General features: G+C 39.8%; 12 protein-coding genes, 1 other RNA gene and 1 pseudogene. 12 read left to right on the top strand and 2 right to left on the bottom strand.

All coding sequences use genetic code 11. The annotated features are described in order from the left end of the window. Positions 1-5 precede the first annotated feature (5 nt). On the bottom strand, positions 6-824 hold the full coding sequence (locus RG565_RS00590) for a hypothetical protein (RefSeq protein ID WP_247936837.1): 819 nt from the start codon (positions 822-824) through the stop codon (positions 6-8). A gap of 311 nt (positions 825-1135) precedes the next feature. Here RG565_RS00590 and RG565_RS00585 point away from each other — a divergent pair. Together RG565_RS00585 and RG565_RS00580 are read left to right on the top strand one after the other, a co-directional pair. Continuing rightward, positions 1136-1387, top strand: a pseudogene (locus tag RG565_RS00585) (alcohol dehydrogenase); the annotation flags it as partial. 122 nt (positions 1388-1509) lie between these two features. Then, positions 1510-2067, top strand: coding sequence for a GNAT family N-acetyltransferase (locus tag RG565_RS00580; RefSeq protein ID WP_106383873.1), 558 nt, complete (start codon positions 1510-1512; stop codon positions 2065-2067). Positions 2068-2163: 96 nt separating this feature from the next. Here RG565_RS00580 and gshAB read toward each other — a convergent pair whose 3' ends face one another. Beyond that, a complete protein-coding gene (gene gshAB, locus RG565_RS00575) occupies positions 2164-4416 on the bottom strand; it encodes a bifunctional glutamate--cysteine ligase GshA/glutathione synthetase GshB (RefSeq protein WP_247936836.1) in 2253 nt (750 codons plus the stop codon). A gap of 289 nt (positions 4417-4705) precedes the next feature. Here gshAB and RG565_RS00570 point away from each other — a divergent pair, with 289 nt between their 5' ends. The 10 genes from RG565_RS00570 to RG565_RS00525 all read left to right on the top strand — a co-directional run bounded on the left by RG565_RS00570 (position 4706) and on the right by RG565_RS00525 (position 13685). Further along, entirely contained in the window at positions 4706-5998 is a 1293-nt protein-coding gene (locus RG565_RS00570; RefSeq protein ID WP_003028706.1) for an adenylosuccinate synthase, read from the top strand. Between the two features lie 281 nt (positions 5999-6279). Then, on the top strand, positions 6280-6747 hold the full coding sequence (gene tadA / locus RG565_RS00565) for a tRNA adenosine(34) deaminase TadA (protein WP_247936835.1): 468 nt from the start codon (positions 6280-6282) through the stop codon (positions 6745-6747). A 152-nt stretch (positions 6748-6899) separates the two neighbouring features. After that, an RNA gene (gene ffs, locus RG565_RS00560) (signal recognition particle sRNA small type) lies at positions 6900-6986 on the top strand. A gap of 362 nt (positions 6987-7348) precedes the next feature. Beyond that, complete coding sequence (locus tag RG565_RS00555) at positions 7349-7918, top strand: TetR/AcrR family transcriptional regulator (RefSeq protein WP_003074750.1); 570 nt, start codon at positions 7349-7351, stop codon at positions 7916-7918. 124 nt (positions 7919-8042) lie between these two features. Beyond that, the gene (locus tag RG565_RS00550) at positions 8043-8390 is read left to right on the top strand and encodes a hypothetical protein (protein WP_003030591.1); all 348 of its coding nucleotides are present in this window, start codon (positions 8043-8045) and stop codon (positions 8388-8390) included. Positions 8391-8408: 18 nt separating this feature from the next. Next, the gene (locus RG565_RS00545) at positions 8409-9170 is read left to right on the top strand and encodes a ferredoxin reductase (RefSeq protein WP_247936834.1); all 762 of its coding nucleotides are present in this window, start codon (positions 8409-8411) and stop codon (positions 9168-9170) included. 89 nt (positions 9171-9259) lie between these two features. Beyond that, complete coding sequence (locus tag RG565_RS00540; protein ID WP_106083626.1) at positions 9260-10609, top strand: glucose-6-phosphate isomerase; 1350 nt, start codon at positions 9260-9262, stop codon at positions 10607-10609. A 152-nt stretch (positions 10610-10761) separates the two neighbouring features. Further along, on the top strand, positions 10762-12273 hold the full coding sequence (glpK, locus tag RG565_RS00535; protein WP_247936833.1) for a glycerol kinase GlpK: 1512 nt from the start codon (positions 10762-10764) through the stop codon (positions 12271-12273). A 253-nt stretch (positions 12274-12526) separates the two neighbouring features. After that, positions 12527-12886 carry a ribonuclease P protein component gene (rnpA, locus tag RG565_RS00530; RefSeq protein ID WP_003030605.1) on the top strand — a complete coding sequence of 120 codons (360 nt, stop codon included), beginning with the start codon at positions 12527-12529 and terminating at the stop codon, positions 12884-12886. Continuing rightward, positions 12870-13685, top strand: coding sequence for a YidC/Oxa1 family membrane protein insertase (locus tag RG565_RS00525; RefSeq protein WP_247936832.1), 816 nt, complete (start codon positions 12870-12872; stop codon positions 13683-13685). Before rnpA ends, RG565_RS00525 begins: the two co-directional genes overlap by 17 nt. The last annotated feature ends 5 nt before the right edge of the window (positions 13686-13690 follow it).

Here is a 13690-nt window from a genome sequence, read left to right as displayed (position 1 = left end):
TGATGTTATAGTTCTGTGTTCGTCTCTTTTTTAGTTAAAATCCGCAAGCTGATATCAAAGTCTCGTAGGTCAGCTTCGTTGAGCTGACGGAGTGTTTCATCCAAGTCTAAATCAAACTGCTCAATAGCCACTTTGGCACTGGAGAGCCGTTCCTTGGCATTGTAAAAATCTTTCGGGGAAGTCTTGATTTTTAGGTAGCCCTCCAAAATATCCTCATAATGCTCCATTTGAGACTGATGGATCGCAGTTAATTCTTCCTTGTTGTTGCTTTCTGACTGAGAAATTTTCTTGAGAATAGCTTCATGGTCGGTTTGGATATTGTGAATGGTTTCGAGCAATTCTGGTGCTAATTCTTCAAGGTTTGACTTTGTACTCTCAGCATCTTGCGTGCGGAGGTTGTAAAGTTGAGCATGAATATCTGCTGTTACGTCTTGCACTTTCCGTTGAATCCGCTGGTAAATCTCAGGTGAGATATGTTTTTTCAAGGTATCAGTCCGACTTTGGATATAGCTTAATTGAGGTAAGAGCTGTTCAGCCAACTGTTGGTATTTTTCATAAGCCTTTTCTTCCAGATAAGCCTCTAACTGCTTGATTCGACTATCTGCGGCACCGATTTCCTCTTTCAAATCTTCAATTTGCTGACTGGCGCTAGGTCCTGTAATTTTTTTCGGCTGATGGGTTGCATAGTAGTAAATTCCGTAGCCTATACCGATGGCAAAGAGGATCGGGATGAGGTACTGCATAATAATACCGACTGCGATAAAAATAAGCAGTATACCAATCCATCTTCTAGAACGTACATTTCTATAATCTCTTCTGGACATAAATTCTATAATCCCGTTTCTTCTGAAATTTCTAAGTCTATTTTAGCATAAAAAAGCATCAAAGACGGAACTGAACAATATTTTTAATAAAAAGTTTGGCTGAAAATAATCATGGACTGCTAAGATTTTTCAAAAATTTCTTGACTTCGAGTGCACTCCAAAGTATATAATAAAAGTGTAAATGTTTTATCTTTTTGATGAATTGGAGCATCATCTTTTTAATAGAGAAAGGAGCAATAAGATGAAAGCAGCAGTTTTTGTAGAACCAGGAAAAATGGAGGTAAGAGAGGTTGCGCGTCTAGATGCTATTTGTCGGACGCGTCGGTGTACCACATACAGGAGACATCAATATCGGTGACTACTGGACGGTCAATTTGGCAATGGCTGGTGGACCGGCTTCTTGTACAACTTATGACAAAGAAATCTTGTTAAAAGCAGTTCTAGACGGTCGAATCAATCCTGGTAAAGTTTTCACTCAATCTTACAAATTGGAAGACATTGACCAAGCCTACAAAGATATGGCTGACAGAAAAACAATTAAAGCGATGATTGTGATGAATTAAGAATTCCGAAAGAGGTTGGTAGAATCCGACCTCTTTTATGGTTGTGAATGTTAGTCCAATAGTTCTCAAATACCTTCATTTTTGATAAAATAAAAGAAAAGCAGTTAAAAGGGGAGAAAATCATGTCTTTAACTAGTCAGATTGTTACAGCTGAATTTCCAGATTTAGAAAAAGTGGAACGACTCAACACGGAAGCCTTTCCTGAGGAGGAGCGTGCACCGCTATCCGAGTTGCTACGCTATGGAGATGGGGAATATTCTCATTTTTTTGCCTTTTATGATGGCAATGAATTTGTCGGTTTTGCCTTTTCAGTTTACAATGAAAGAGCCTTTTATATCAGTTTTTTTGCGATTATGCCTCATTTGCGTAGTCATGGTTATGGCGGGAAGATTATTGATAAGTTGGTGGATTTTTATCAAAGGACTATGGTGCTAGAGGTAGAACGACTTGATGAGCCTTGTGATAATCTGGAACAGCGAAAAGCCCGTATGGATTTCTACAAGAGAAATGGTTTTCGCTCTTCGCACGCCTACTTAGAATACGACGGTTTAAGTTTTGAAATTCTTTATAAAGGACCGTTTTTTGATGAAGAAGCCTATCGTGACATTTTCAAAAAAATCCAAGAAGACGGTTATTTTGAATTTGAAATCAAGCATGGACATGGCAGGGACTGGGAGTAGCTGAGAAATTCTAGCAGATATTTCTATTTTTCATTGAAAGGTATACATAAAAAAACGAGCTGTTGTTTTCGGCTCGTTTTACAGTGTATCTAGTGTTTAATGGATTTCTGGGAAAAGTTTAGCTAATATTTTAGGTGTAATGCTTTGACCGGGACCTTCTGCACAATAAGTGTGCATATACATGGAAGGATTGAAATTGAGCTCAATGCAGGTACAGTTAGGATTGTTTTTGCTGGCTGAAAGTGTGCTATCTGGGATAATTAAATCCACGCCACAGACCCAAGCCCCCATAGCTGTTGCCATATCTGCTGCTAGTTCCTTATAGGAGGTGTGCATGGTTTCAGTCACATCTACTGAGTCTCCACCAGTGGATATATTAGAATTGCGACGGAGAAAGACTTGAACCCCTTGCGGTAGGATATCATCTGCTTTATAACCTTGCTGGGCTAGCATGAGCAGCTCAATCTCACCAAGCTCAATCATTTCCAGTGGAGAGCGATGGTCGCGCCCTCGTAGGGGATTGGTATTTTTAAAAGCTACCAGTTCTCGAATGGTGTGCCGACCGTCTCCTACAACATTGGCTGCTAAGCGCAGAAGCACCGCCTCACATTTGCCGTCTAGGACAAAGAAACGGTACTCGGTTCCTGCGATAAATTTTTCGACAAGGACAGAGCTGTCCTCTGAAAAGGCAATTTCCAATGCTTTTTGGTAACTGTTTCTGCTGGCTGGTTCCTGAAAAATAGAAATTCCTAACCCGAAGTTGGTGGATTTGGGTTTGACAACAATCGGCATATTTTTGATAAGGGGATAGTAAGCTAGCCCTTCTTCCAGAGTGGAGAATTCAGCTCCAGCAGGAACAGGAAAACCAGTAGCAGATAAAATTTTCTTAGTCACCGTCTTATTTGCCATCGCAAGAGGCACGATATAGTTGTCCTTTGAGGTCATATTGCCATTTTTGACATACTCGATGTGATCTTTATGTTGAAGTTTTAAAAACTGGTCACTTTCGTCCAATATTTCGACCTGCAACCCTTTTTGAATCGCATCAAAGAGCAGCATCTGGGTAGAGAGCTCCATTTCCTCGTAGCCTTTCAGAGTGTATGGAGCAGTCCAGGCGTAGTGGTGATATTCTTTAGCTTTTTCCAAACCAAAGGCTTCTAAGGATTGGTTATAAATATAAGGCAAGAGCTGGGCAGAAAGGGTCAGACTGGGATTAGCAACTGCATCTTTCACATGATGAAGCAGGTCTTGATAATAGGAGCTTAATCCGAACTGGTGGATGACAGCTTGCATGGCTCTAAGGATCAGATCACTATCAGCTTCAACAGGCAAAGGAGTTAGAGGGTGGCTAAGAGCGATTTTTTCATTTAGATCATGAGCTTGCTCTAGGATCTCATCAGGGTATGCTATATCATCTAGCCAGAGCAAGGCAAGCAAAAAGAGATGAACCGTGTCCATGGTCTCTTGGCTGATTCCTAGCACTTCAAAAGGATTGAGGTCAAAACAGCGGAATTCCAAATAGGTAATTCCTTTTTCTAGGTAATGCCGATTTTCTTTTTGCCCACGGAAGCGGACGGGTGTGTAGCATTCTTTCTCGGCAATTAAATCGCCTTGTGCCACGTATTTCTCTATATCGCTCACATAAGACTCTAGTGAAGCATAGGAAATGTGAATCTTTTTATCATTTACATATCCCAAATCACTGTTGCGGATAGAGCGTACAGGCTGAGAAATCTTTCTCGTCAAAACCCCTTCTTCAGCAATTGGTGCTGCCCCGTATAAATAAGTCAGAAACCAGCGGAACCGTAAAAAGTTTCGAGCCAATTTAAGATAGAGGTCATTTTTAAAAAGCCGAATATTTTGGTAATCACTGACCTTGAAAAGGGCTTGAATCAAGTCTGGTCCTAATTCCATGTTGTAGTGAATGCCTGAGATAGCTTGTAGCGTTTTTCCATATTTTTTTGCTAAACTTTCTCGATAATGCCGTTCAAAGTCATTTTCTAAATGAGCGATTTGAATTTCTGCTGGTGACAATTTTGGAGGCATAGAGAGCGGCCAGATTGCTTCGCTTTTGGAAATGGTGCGTCCAGCTACATCAGTAATGGCAGCGAGAAAACGCCTTGCTTCTTTTGTAGAAGGAGCAATTGGAGTGATGAGTTCTAACTGCTGCTCGCTAAAATCTGTCTGAATCGTTGGATGAAAATTGCGACTGCCAAATGCTTTTGGATGAGAAGTTTGTGCTAATTTCCCGTCTTGATTGACGCGCAAGCCCTCCCTTTCCAACCCGAAAGTAGCTTGTAAAATAGGTGCATCTGCTGCTAATTTTTCGAATAAGTGATTGATGTTCATGGGAAATACCTGTTTGTTTTCTAATACTTTTAGTCTATTATAAAAATGCTCAGAAAACAAATTTCTACTACGTTTTCCGAACCTTTTTTAAAAGAAAACGATTCTATTTTAGATAGGATGAGAATTTTCCAAAAGAGGGGGCCTCAAACTTCGTCATTTGCAAACAACTGCGATAGTCTTATCTTGAAAAAAGAAGGAATTTTTCTTATAATAGAGTGTAAGACATAATTGCAGGTGAAACTCCTGCCATGTAGACAAGAAAGGACGAGCGCTTAGCTCAGACAAGATTATGACATCAGTTGTAGTTGTAGGAACCCAGTGGGGAGATGAAGGAAAAGGAAAGATTACAGATTTCCTTTCAGCTAATGCCGAAGTGATTGCCCGTTATCAAGGCGGAGACAATGCCGGTCACACCATTGTAATTGACGGTAAAAAGTATAAATTGCACTTGATTCCGTCAGGTATTTTCTTCCCAGAGAAAATCTCTGTTATCGGAAATGGAATGGTAGTCAATCCAAAATCTTTGGTAAATGAATTAGCTTATTTGCATGGCGAAGGTGTCACAACAGATAATCTGCGCATTTCAGATCGTGCACATGTGATTCTTCCTTATCATATCGAGTTGGACCGTCTGCAAGAAGAAGCCAAAGGCGATCACAAAATCGGAACGACTATCAAGGGGATTGGTCCAGCTTATATGGACAAAGCAGCTCGCGTGGGAATCCGCATTGCGGATTTGTTGGATAAAGATATTTTCAGAGAACGTTTGGAGCGTAACTTGGCTGAAAAAAATCGTCTCTTTGAAAAACTCTACGACAGCACAGCTATCCAATTTGACGATATTTTTGAAGAATACTACGCTTATGGTCAGCAGATTAAACAATACGTGACAGATACGTCGGTTATCTTGAACGATGCTCTTGATCAAGGTAAACGTGTCCTTTTTGAAGGAGCGCAGGGAGTTATGCTAGATATTGATCAGGGCACTTATCCATTTGTTACCTCTTCCAATCCTGTTGCAGGTGGTGTGACGATTGGTTCCGGTGTGGGTCCAAGCAAAATTGACAAGGTTGTTGGGGTTTGCAAAGCCTATACCAGTCGTGTTGGTGACGGACCATTTCCTACAGAACTGTTTGATGAAGTAGGCAACCGCATTCGTGAAGTCGGACATGAATATGGAACGACCACAGGGCGTCCTCGTCGTGTTGGTTGGTTTGATTCGGTTGTTATGCGTCACAGTCGCCGTGTGTCTGGGATTACCAACCTTTCTCTCAATTCAATTGACGTTTTGACGGGACTGGATATAGTTAAAATCTGTGTAGCTTACGACCTAGACGGTGAACGTATTGACCATTACCCAGCTAGTTTAGAGCAACTCAAACGCTGCAAACCAATCTATGAAGAATTACCAGGCTGGTCAGAGGACATTACAGGCGTTCGTAGTTTAGAAGAGTTGCCAGAAAACGCCCGCAACTACGTCCGCCGTGTGAGTGAACTTGTTGGTGTTCGCATTTCCACTTTCTCTGTTGGACCAGGTCGTGAACAAACTAATATTTTAGAAAGCGTTTGGTCAAGTTTGTAATAGAAATTATAGTCGGAAGCGAGTTCAAGCTCGCTTTTTATGCGTAAAAAACAAAGAATTTAAAAAATTTTAAATAATACATCTCTTCTTAAGTTAATTTTAAGCTAGCGGGTTTATACTAACATCATCAGATGAAGACCTCCTAACTTTATTTGATAGAAATCCTAAACTTTTTCATAATAATCTCCTGAAAGTCACTGTAAAGTGGCTTTTTTTCTTTCTCTTTGTCTTATGATATAATGGAAAGCAGAGTGAAAATGAACTGAAGAAGAGATGAGAAGATGGAATATACTCGCGAAGAAAAAGAAGAATTCATGCTAGAAGCCTTGAAAGAAGCAGAGATTGCGCTTGCTAATGATGAAATTCCGATTGGTTGTGTTATTGTCAAGGACGGAGAAATTATTGGTCGTGGGCACAATGCGCGTGAGGAGCTGCAGCGCGCTGTCATGCATGCTGAGGTGATGGCGATTGAAGAAGCCAACGCTTATGAAAAAAGCTGGCGCTTGTTAGACACGACTCTTTTTGTCACCATTGAGCCTTGTGTCATGTGTAGCGGTGCTATTGGTCTAGCTCGCATTCCGCAGGTTATCTACGGTGCAAAGAATCAAAAATTTGGTGCTGCCGGTAGCCTCTATGATATTCTAACAGATGAGCGACTTAATCACCGAGTTGAGCTTGAAAATGGGATTTTGGAAGCAGAATGTGCTCAGATGATGCAAGATTTTTTTAGAAAGAGGAGACAAAAATGAAGTGTTTTGTTAAGAAGGCTATGCTCTTATCCAGATAGTAGCAGAGTTAATGTTATTATTGGTAGATTAGCAATTTTTCGCTCTGAATATCTATTCTTTTTTGAGAAAAAGAAAATCTTGATTGGCACAAAAACAAATTTATGGTATAATACTTATCGGAGCAACAATTCTGCGTGAAGCGGGTCAGGGGAGGAATCCAGCAGCCCTAAGCGAGTGTGAATTGTGTGCTCTTTTTATTTTGAAGAATGGGATTAGAGAACGAAGTTTAGTATAGTCAAATAATGTATTTTAAGCAGGAACAAAAACTAAGTTTTGAAGTAGTGGTTCTAGAATATCGCTTATGGTGTCTAATTAATGGGAAAACAATATAAAATGCTTCTGGCTTATTAATATTTTAGCTATTTACACACCCCATTGCCTATAAGTCAAGTATGTGGCTGTGATTACTGAGGATTGGAGCCAACAAATATTAGAATCTTTCTAAAGTTTCTTTTTAAGGACACTATTGACAAAAAACTGATAGTGCTCTATAATATGAATGAATAACATTTTACATTCATTCATATTATATCAGTATACACTACTTAGGAAGGAGTTCATCATGTCGCAAGACAAAAAACAAAGATTAAAATCTGCTGCCTATGTCATTTTTTCAAGAAAAGGTTATAAGGCAACAGGAATTTCTGAGATTGCCAAGCAAGCTGGCATGGCAGTTGGTTCTTTTTACAACTATTATGACTCCAAGGAAGCCATTTTTCTGGATGTTTATATTGATGAAAATAACCGTGTGCGTCAAGCAATGAGAGACGATATTGATTGGCAAGGAGATGCGGTCGAGCTCGTCGGGCAGATTTTTAGTCAGTCGCGAAATCTCGTTTCATCCAGTAAAATTCTGGCAGAATGGTATAACCCGGCTATTTCTGATGAGCTGCATAGCTATTATTCTTCGGAAAAAGGCAAGGACGCGAATCCATTTCATCAGTTTTTAGTGGAAACCTTTACCAATCGTATGCTGGCGGAGGGTTATTCTCAAGAAAAAATCCAAGAAGTGCTGCAGGTTTATCAGCTTTTCTACTATATGGATACCCATATCACTGAAGAGGCTTTCCCTCATATCAGTCAAACCATTGAAACCTTGGCGACTTACTTTGTTAAAGGACTTTTTAAATAAAGGATTGCGATTCTTTATTTTTTAAACAAAAAAATGAATGAATATAATTATTTGTTCATTCAAGATTTTTTCTGAATTGGCTATTACGTAATCACTCAAATTTTAAAATAAAAGGAGGAAAAGCATGAATACGAATGGAGGAAAACAAATGAACGGATTAACCATTAGTGGTCTTAGCCTAGCATTAATCGGTATTTTAGTGATTATTTGGGGAACTACCAAAGTGTCTGTTAGTCTAGCAAATCCTGATTTTATGTCATTTGCGACTGGTGGTCTGATTTTGCTTGCAATAGGTCTCTGTATAGTGCCTCAATTATCATTTATCTATCAAATTGTAGGGATTTGGCTGGCGGCAGTAGCTATTATGGTTTATATTTACAGTCTGCCTAATATGGATGTTATTGTGATGGCAATAAGCTTCATTGTGACTATTGCGCTAGTACTATGGATATCATTTAAATTTTGGAAATAAAAGTTTTAAGGAGAAATCATGAAAGGACGTTCTAAAATGTTAACGATTATTGTATCAATTCTTGCTGTAGGCCTTTTTGTATGTCTCATTATTTGGGGTACGATTGTCTATTTTGGAGGCAGTCAATCTTTATCGGTTAAACGTATTGAAAATCCTAGCGACGATATTCACCTCATTCATCTGACAAAACTTAAAAATATGACTTGGAAGGCCGGTTCTTATGCTAAGATTGCCTTACCTAATGTTAAAGAGAGTGGACAAAAGAATCGCTGGCTGACTATTGCCTCCAATCCTGATGAGAATGAAATCCTCATTTTGACACACAATAGTGGTAGTTTATATAAGAAAACTTTGACCAGTTTATCAGCAGGAAGTAAGGTCGAGATGAGTTGGCTTTACTCTAATTTATCTGTTAAGGATGGTGAAGAGCCGCTTGTTTGTTTTGCATCTGATGTAGGTATTGCTGCAACACGACCAATTATCAAAAAGTGGGCTGGTAAACGTTCCATTGTTCTCAGCCACTTGGACAAAGGTGTCTTGGTTTTTGATAAAGAATTGTCTCAAATAGCTCAAAAATATAGTAACTTGGATTATAGCAAAAGTGCCAACCTTTCTCAAAGTAAAAAAAGACTGAAGCACGCAGCAGAACAGTATGGCAACAAAGCAATTTATCTCTTGGCTGGTCATCCTGGTGATACAGAAGCGATGAAAAAATTTCTTGAAGACAAAGGGATTGATAGCAAACAGATTAAGTTAGATTCTTTTAGGGGATTAAAATAATAATTTGGAAACGTTTTAGTCAAGAAAATTGCTTGATAAAAAAGTAGTAAAGCGGTATCATAGTAGAGAAGAAAAATTGGAGGACTATAATGACACATATTCAGTTTAATTACTCAAACGTGCTTGGAAAATTTGTTGCACCGCATGAAGTAGATTACATGCAAACACAAGTTTCTGCGGCAGATGAACTGTTGCGCAAAGGAACTGGTGCAGGAAGTGACTTCCGTGGCTGGCTTGACCTTCCAGAAAACTATGACAAAGAAGAATTCGCTCGCATTTTGAAAGCGGCAGCACAAATCAAATCAGACAGCGATGTTTTGGTCGTGATTGGGATTGGTGGGTCATACCTTGGAGCAAAAGCAGCGATTGATTTCTTGAGCAATCATTTTGCAAACTTGCAAACCAAAGAAGAACGCAAAGCTCCGCAAATTCTATATGCAGGAAACTCTATTTCATCTACTTATCTTGCAGACTTGGTGGAATACGTTTCGGATAAAGATTTCTCAGTTAATGTGATTTCTAAATCAGGGACAACGACAGAACCTGCCATTGCATTCCGTGTCTTCAAAGAACTTTTGATTAATAAATACGGTCAAGAAGAAGCTAACAAACGTATCTATGCGACAACTGACCGCCAAAAAGGTGCAGTTAAAGTGGAAGCAGATGCTAATGGTTGGGAAACATTTGTGGTGCCAGATGACATCGGTGGACGCTTCTCAGTATTGACAGCAGTTGGATTGCTTCCGATCGCTGCATCAGGTGCTGACATCAAAGCCCTTATGGAAGGTGCCAATGCTGCTCGTAAGGACTACACTTCAGACAAGATTGCAGAAAACGAAGCTTATCAGTACGCAGCTCTTCGTAACATCCTTTATCGTAAAGGCTATGCGACTGAAATTTTGGTTAACTATGAACCTTCTCTGCAATACTTCTCAGAATGGTGGAAACAATTAGCTGGTGAGTCAGAAGGAAAAGACCAAAAAGGTATTTATCCAACATCTGCTAATTTCTCAACAGACCTTCACTCTCTTGGGCAATTCATCCAAGAAGGTGCGCGTATTATGTTTGAAACAGTTGTCCGTGTGGACAAACCACGCAAAAACGTGACGATTCCTGAATTGGCAGAAGACTTAGACGGACTTGGATATCTTCAAGGAAAAGATGTTGACTTTGTTAACAAGAAAGCGACAGACGGTGTACTTCTAGCTCATACTGACGGTGACGTGCCAAATATGTATGTCACTCTTCCAGAGCAAGACGCCTTTACTCTTGGCTACACTATTTACTTCTTTGAGCTGGCTATCGCTATTTCTGGTTACTTGAATGCTATTAACCCATTTGACCAACCAGGTGTAGAAGCATATAAGAAAAATATGTTTGCTCTTCTTGGAAAACCAGGATTTGAAGAATTGAGCAAAGAATTGAACGCTCGTTTGTAATTTGTATACAATGGAACGACTTCTGAAAAGGAGTCGTTTTTTATATGCCAAGCATATAATTGAGTGAAATTTTTACAAAAACAGAAGAAAAAGATAGAAAGAAAGCGCTTTATTGTGTATAATAAAAGCAGATTATACAACGGAGGCGCTTCATGTCACAAGAAACTTATATCATGGCGATTGACCAAGGAACAACCAGCTCACGGGCGATTATTTTCAATAAGAAAGGTGAGAAGGTTGCTACGAGTCAAAAAGAGTTTACTCAGATTTTTCCACAGGCGGGCTGGGTTGAGCACAATGCAAATGAGATTTGGAATTCTGTGCAGTCGGTCATTGCAAATGCTTTTATTGAAAGTGGCATCAAGCCCACAGAGATTGAAGCAATTGGCATTACCAATCAACGGGAGACAACAGTTGTGTGGGATAAGAAAACAGGTTTGCCTATTTACAATGCCATTGTCTGGCAGTCTCGGCAAACAGCTCCTTTAGCAGAAAAGCTCAAGCAAGATGGATATGTAGATTTCTTTCATCAAAAAACAGGTTTAATCATAGATGCTTATTTCTCTGCGACCAAGGTACGCTGGATTTTGGATCAGGTAGAGGGCGCGCAGGAACGTGCAGAGCGAGGAGAATTGCTTTTTGGTACGATTGATACCTGGTTGGTTTGGAAATTAACGGATGGTGCGGCTCATGTGACAGATTATTCAAATGCAGCGCGGACCATGCTATACAATATCAAAGAGTTACAATGGGATGATGAGATTTTATCCTTGCTCAATATTCCTAAGGCTATGTTGCCAGAAGTTCGCTCGAATTCAGAAATTTATGGCAAAACAGCACCCTATCATTTTTATGGTGGAGAGGTACCAATTGCAGGAATGGCGGGCGATCAGCAGGCAGCTCTCTTTGGGCAATTAGCATTTGAGCCAGGAATGGTGAAGAATACTTATGGGACAGGCTCTTTCATCATTATGAATACTGGTCAGGAATGCAATTTATCAAAAAATAATCTTTTGACTACTATTGGTTATGGGATAAATGGCAAAGTGACCTATGCTTTGGAGGGTTCGATTTTTATTGCGGGTAGTGCCATTCAGTGGCTTCGTGATGGGCTTCGTATGATTGCTAGCTCACCTGAGTCTGAGCGATATGCAAAAAATTCCACCAATGAAAATGAAGTGTATGTTGTTCCAGCTTTTACGGGACTTGGAGCGCCTTATTGGGATCCAGAAGCAAGAGGTTCTATTTTTGGCTTGACACGTGGAACGAGTAAAGAAGATTTTATCAAAGCAACTTTGCAATCCATTGCTTATCAAGTGCGCGATATTATTGACACCATGCAAATGGACACAGGTACAGCTATCCAAGTTCTAAAGGTAGATGGTGGTGCTGCCATGAATGATTTTCTCATGCAGTTCCAAGCAGATATTCTGGGAATTGAATTAGCGCGTGCGGCAAATTTGGAAACAACAGCTCTTGGAGCAGCTTTTCTGGCAGGTCTTGCGGTTGGCTATTGGAAAGATATGGAAGAACTCAAAACATTAAATGCGGTTGGGGAAACGTTCCAACCTGCTATGCTAGAAGCAGAGCGCCAAAAATTGTACAAAGGCTGGAAAGCAGCAGTTGCAGCTACGCAATTTTTTGCAAAAGAATCTAGCAAATAGTTGAAAAATATAACTATGAGTTACAAGTGTCGGTAATCATTTAGTATAAGATACGAGAAGAGGGATTAGGAGCCAATCTTAGTTGCTCTTCTTTACTTTACTAACTCTTTTAGCATTAAATTTTCAGACTAAGAGTGAATTACATGCGTTTTGTATCAGTTGGATAGAGTAAAATGGTGAATATGCCTGCTCTTATTGGTTTTTTTGAAAATTATGGTATAATAGATATAATTTTGGTAGATGGAGTTGAGTTTTGAAGAAAAGCTATCGCGTCAAGAGCGAGAAAGATTTTAATGCGATTTTCAAAAGTGGGCAAAGTTTTGCCAATAGAAAATTCGTAATTTATAAATTAGAAAAGAAACAAAAACACTTTCGAGTAGGAATATCTGTCAGTAAAAAACTAGGAAATGCGGTCATGCGCAATAAGATTAAACGCCGTATTCGACACGTTTTGATAGCTCATCAAGCAGAGTTAGCAGCGCTTGATTTTGTCGTTATTGCACGCAAAGGTGTGGAAATTCTGACTTATCAAGAATTAGAGCAAAATTTGCTTCATGTACTAAAAATAGCAAAAATTTATCAGGAAGGTTTGAGTAGTGAAAAAGAAAAGTAAACTGGCGGGGCTTTTAGTTTTAGCTTCGCTCATCTTAACGGCGTGTGGGACGAGTGAGGTCACAGCGAGTTCGCCGGATTTATGGGAGAGATTTGTCTATTTCTTCGCCGTAACGATTCGTTTCCTGTCATTCAATGGAAGTACAGGAATTGGGATTATCCTTTTCACATTGATTATTCGGACAGTTCTTTTGCCTGTTTTCCAATTGCAGATCAATGCTTCTCGGAAAATGCAGGAAGCGCAGCCGTTAGTGAAAGAATTGCAAGCGAAGTATCCAGGGCGTGATATGGAAAGCCGTAATCGTCTGGCTCAAGAAACGCAAAAACTATATAGAGAATTAGGAGTGAAGCCTTCGGCATCATTTTGGCCCTTGCTCATTCAAATGCCTGTGCTGATTGCCTTATACCATGCTTTGATTCGTGTTGAGTTTCTTAAAGTTGGGCATTTTCTATGGATGAACCTTGGGGCGACAGACCCTTATTATATTTTGCCAGTTTTAGCAGCCGTTTTCACCTTTTTGAGTACTTGGTTGAGCAATAAAGGAATGGCGGAACGCAATGGCTTGATGACAGGAATGATGTTTGTCATGCCGCTGTTTGTCTTCTTCTTTGCCATGAGTGTAGCGAGTGGGGTTGCTTTGTATTGGAGCACATCGTACGCGTATCAAGTGTTCCAAACGCTTTTACTGAGCAATCCATATAAAATCATTGCAGAAAGAGAAGCGAAAGCGACTGCTGAGCGGGAACGTGAAGAAAAGAAAAAACGTGCTTATCGCAAAGCACAAAAAAAGAAAAAGTAAGGAGG

The organism is Streptococcus sp. IsoGale021 (assembly GCF_031142795.1).
GTDB lineage: Bacteria > Bacillota > Bacilli > Lactobacillales > Streptococcaceae > Streptococcus > Streptococcus hominis.
Note: the sequence above shows the minus strand (reverse complement) of the source record. Positions and strands in the feature narration are given on the sequence as shown.

What these genes read in the sequence shown, in the direction of transcription:
- glpK (WP_247936833.1), top strand. Translation starts at nt 10,762, where the DNA reads ATGTCACAAGAAACTTATATCATGGCGATTGACCAAGGAACAACCAGC.
- RG565_RS00580 (WP_106383873.1), top strand. Translation starts at nt 1,510, where the DNA reads ATGTCTTTAACTAGTCAGATTGTTACAGCTGAATTTCCAGATTTAGAA.
- RG565_RS00540 (WP_106083626.1), top strand. Translation starts at nt 9,260, where the DNA reads ATGACACATATTCAGTTTAATTACTCAAACGTGCTTGGAAAATTTGTT.
- RG565_RS00545 (WP_247936834.1), top strand. Translation starts at nt 8,409, where the DNA reads ATGAAAGGACGTTCTAAAATGTTAACGATTATTGTATCAATTCTTGCT.
- RG565_RS00550 (WP_003030591.1), top strand. Translation starts at nt 8,043, where the DNA reads ATGAATACGAATGGAGGAAAACAAATGAACGGATTAACCATTAGTGGT.
- gshAB (WP_247936836.1), bottom strand. Translation starts at nt 4,416, where the DNA reads ATGAACATCAATCACTTATTCGAAAAATTAGCAGCAGATGCACCTATT.
- tadA (WP_247936835.1), top strand. Translation starts at nt 6,280, where the DNA reads ATGGAATATACTCGCGAAGAAAAAGAAGAATTCATGCTAGAAGCCTTG.
- RG565_RS00570 (WP_003028706.1), top strand. Translation starts at nt 4,706, where the DNA reads ATGACATCAGTTGTAGTTGTAGGAACCCAGTGGGGAGATGAAGGAAAA.
- RG565_RS00590 (WP_247936837.1), bottom strand. Translation starts at nt 824, where the DNA reads ATGTCCAGAAGAGATTATAGAAATGTACGTTCTAGAAGATGGATTGGT.
- RG565_RS00555 (WP_003074750.1), top strand. Translation starts at nt 7,349, where the DNA reads ATGTCGCAAGACAAAAAACAAAGATTAAAATCTGCTGCCTATGTCATT.